Annotated in this window: 4 protein-coding genes; 1 reads left to right on the forward strand and 3 read right to left on the reverse strand. The window is 67.2% G+C overall.

Annotated features, from left to right (window positions below):
• The 3 genes from FNH04_RS43880 to FNH04_RS43890 all read right to left on the reverse strand — a co-directional run.
• A partial coding sequence (locus FNH04_RS43880) for a TIGR03086 family metal-binding protein (protein WP_152791818.1) occupies positions 1 to 594 on the reverse strand: 594 nt, incomplete at its 3' end.
• Between the two features lie 185 nt (positions 595 to 779).
• On the reverse strand, positions 780 to 1,706 hold the full coding sequence (locus FNH04_RS43885; protein ID WP_152791819.1) for a hypothetical protein: 927 nt from the start codon (positions 1,704 to 1,706) through the stop codon (positions 780 to 782).
• Positions 1,706 to 2,299 carry an RNA polymerase sigma factor gene (locus FNH04_RS43890; RefSeq protein WP_152791820.1) on the reverse strand — a complete coding sequence of 198 codons (594 nt, stop codon included), beginning with the start codon at positions 2,297 to 2,299 and terminating at the stop codon, positions 1,706 to 1,708. Before FNH04_RS43890 ends, FNH04_RS43885 begins: the two co-directional genes overlap by 1 nt.
• Positions 2,300 to 2,633: 334 nt before the next feature.
• On the opposite strand from FNH04_RS43890, the gene FNH04_RS43895 reads away from it, so the two are divergent.
• Positions 2,634 to 2,891, forward strand: a complete 258-nt coding sequence (locus FNH04_RS43895) for a hypothetical protein (protein ID WP_152791821.1) — start codon at positions 2,634 to 2,636, stop codon at positions 2,889 to 2,891.
• Positions 2,892 to 3,031 lie beyond the last annotated feature (140 nt).

Here is a 3,031-nt window from a genome sequence, read left to right on the forward strand (position 1 = left end):
CCCCGGATCCCTGCCGCTCAGGCCGATCACCCGGTCCAGCAGGGGCGCGTCGTCCGGTACGGGAACCACCGGGCCGAAGATGCCGCCGCCCCGGGTCGGGTCCTCCGCCGCCGCGAGGAGGAAGCCGTGTGCCGCCTCCAGGGCGGTCGGGTCCGGGGCGTACTCCTGGCCGGTGGCGCGGGCGAGGTCCCAGCCGTGTACGACGAGTTCGTCGGCCGCCACCGCACCGGCGACGGCGCCCGGCAGGGTGATCCCGCCCGCCCTGGTCTCACCGGTCCAGGCGGCGGGGTCGTGCCAGGCCCCGGCCAGTTCGTCGAGGACTCTCGGCAGGGTCTCCCGCCAGCCGGGCCCGAGGTCCGGCACGTCGGCGCCAGGGCTGGTGTCGGTCGTGACGCCCAGGTCCTTGCGGCCCGCGTCCCGGAACGCGGTGGCCAGCCCCACGAGGTGGCCGAGCAGGTTGCGTACCGCGTACTCGGGGCACGGGGTCGGGGCCGCGAGCTGCTCCTCGCTCGCTCCCTCCACGAGGCGGGCGACGACTCGGGTCTGCGGCCCCAGGTCCGGGACTCTCACGGGGCCGCCTGGAAACTCGCTCATCGACTCCTCCTCGGATCCTCGGAACGAACTCGGACTGCCCGGGTACCGCGGTCTTCGGATACGTATCCGGAGAGCCGGTACCCGGAGAGCCGGTATCCGGAGAGCCGCAATACCTCCGGAACCGAACCGCACGCTTCGGATTTCCCCGTTTCCCGCTCTCGCGAAGGCCCGGCAGCGTGAACGGCTCATCTCAGCAGCATGGCGCTTCCCGCCGCGGCCACACCGATAAATCCCGCCACTCCCGCGATCACGGCTCTGGATTTGCCCCTCATGTCACCGCCCGCCAAGGCGAACATAACGATGAAGACAAGAACCAGCCCCACCACGAAAAAACCGGATAGGATCCCGTCAAGTCCGTTCGGGTACGCTTCCGTGCTCGCATGACCGGTATCTCCGTGACCGCGCGGACCTTCGGGAGCGAGCCGGTCGTACGCAGGCATGTCGTAGGCGGGCGAATGAGCAAGGGCATCCCTTCGGCCCATGCCGTCCGTCGCCTCGATGTGAGCCGGAATCGGAGGATCCAGAAGCAGAGGATCCGGAACGGACGCCGTCATCGAGGGCGATACCGCACGCTCGGCGGAAGGCCCGTCCGCCATGAACACCGCACCCGTGAAGGCGAAAGCCGCACAGAAAATGACCATGGCCGCCAGCCCTAGGGCCCGAAAGGGCGACTCTTTCTTTCTTCCCTTGCCGAACACCCGGCACTTGCGGCGCTCGCGTTCCTCCACCATCGCTTTCTCGGGAACCATGCCGCCGGTTTCCAGCTCGACGACCTCCGCGTCATCCCGCATACGGTCGGCCAGCGCCTCGATCCGGCGGCGCTTGAGCTCCAGCTCCTCATCCGTCGGCGCCGGTGTCACAGACGCACGGAACGCCTGCTGGATGGCCTGGTACCGCTTCCTGCTCCCCAGATCTCCCAGCTCACCCAGGGAATCCTGCGCGGGGACGTGGGCCGTCAGCGCCTGCGTCGGGACGGCGGCCACGACCGACGGCATGCGCGGCGACCGCGCCGAAAAGCCGCCGACGAAGATCCGCACGCCCGCCCGGAGCAACCGCAGCAGCACGTCGAAGCAGCCCCGGTATGCCACTTTGGGATCGGTCCTGGATTCCATCAGCTGACCTCCTTGATCTGGTGACGGCTAATACCAATCTCTTCTTCCTTCAGTGCCTTGAGCAAAGAATTTTTCGCACGGTGAAGGCGCACACGTGCGGCACTCGAACTGATGCCCAGGATCGCTGCGATCTCCGCCGGCCTCATGCCTTTCAATGTCATCAGCAGGATTTCCCGTTCAAGGGATGTGAGTGTCCGAATGACGGCCATTACCGCTTCCCTGGTTTCCTTCTGGATGACCTGGTCCTCAGGTCCCGGACTGTCATCTGACGGGACATTCGAAACTTCGGTTCCATCACTCGACATGTACTCCAGAGGGACACTTGGGAGCTCACGGTTCCGTTTGCGATGGAAATCCGCGAGAGCGTTGTTCACCATGGTGCGCACATACGCCTCAGGTGGCCCCTTGAACTCAATGGCGTCATACCTGACCTTGAGTTTGGCGAAAGCCTCGTCCACGGCTCCCTCATAGTCGAAGCCGTACCCGGCGGATGCCGACCCTTCGTCCATGATCCGCGCCCAGCGGCACAGTCGTGGATAGCACTGGATGAAGAACTCGTCCCACGTGGGCGGGGCGCCCTTGCGCTGGGTCATAGACGGGCTGCTCCTCGACTGGGCCACACTTCAACCCCCTATCTGACGTAGAGCGGGGAGAAGCGTTACCGGGTATCGGGGTCCGTTCACCCGAAAGGGGGGCGCGCGTCTGATCCGACTTGACCGCGTTCCGCCGCGAGGGCCGTGCGGCCACAGCGGGCGGTCGAAGCGGTGCGCCGGGGCGGGACGGCCCTGTAACGCTCGCCGGGCATCCGACGTCACTGGTGGCAGCGCGCTTCTCATGCCAGGTGGCCGGGAGACCCCGCTCCCCCCATGGCACTCGCGCGACTCCGCTCAGTACCGACGTCCACCACGAACCACGGAGGTGTCCACCGTGACATCGCACCTCTCACGTATCGCCCCCGAAGAGCCGGAGGAGCGCGAGATCGGGTCGGGGAGTTCCGTCGACGAGCCCAAGGATCTCTTCCGGGTTCGCCGCCTCACCTCGGCCCAGATCGGCGTCTACGGAGTGGGCGGAACACTCTCGGCCCATCTGCTGGGCTTCGTCGACGGACCGGTGGCGGGCGTGGTGCTCGCGGCCGTCCTCACCGGCGCGCTCATCAAGCAGAGCGTGTACCGGAGGCGCCGCTGACCATGCGGCCCGTCTAGGGCGTGTTTCGAAAGTCCCGTCGTCCGCCCGAAGGGCGGGCCCCGCGGCGTCTGGTGCGTGCGATCGCAAGGCGCCGGAGCGCCCTAATAGCGGAGCTATTCGGGCGTTTCGGCAACGCCGCT

It is taken from the genome of Streptomyces phyllanthi (assembly GCF_009377205.1).
GTDB classification, from domain to species: Bacteria; Actinomycetota; Actinomycetes; order Streptomycetales; family Streptomycetaceae; genus Streptomyces; species Streptomyces phyllanthi.

Bases quoted from the DNA above. Each gene is read 5' to 3' on its own strand.
- FNH04_RS43890 (WP_152791820.1), bottom strand. From the start codon at position 2,299: ATGACCCAGCGCAAGGGCGCCCCGCCCACGTGGGACGAGTTCTTCATC.
- FNH04_RS43885 (WP_152791819.1), bottom strand. From the start codon at position 1,706: ATGGAATCCAGGACCGATCCCAAAGTGGCATACCGGGGCTGCTTCGAC.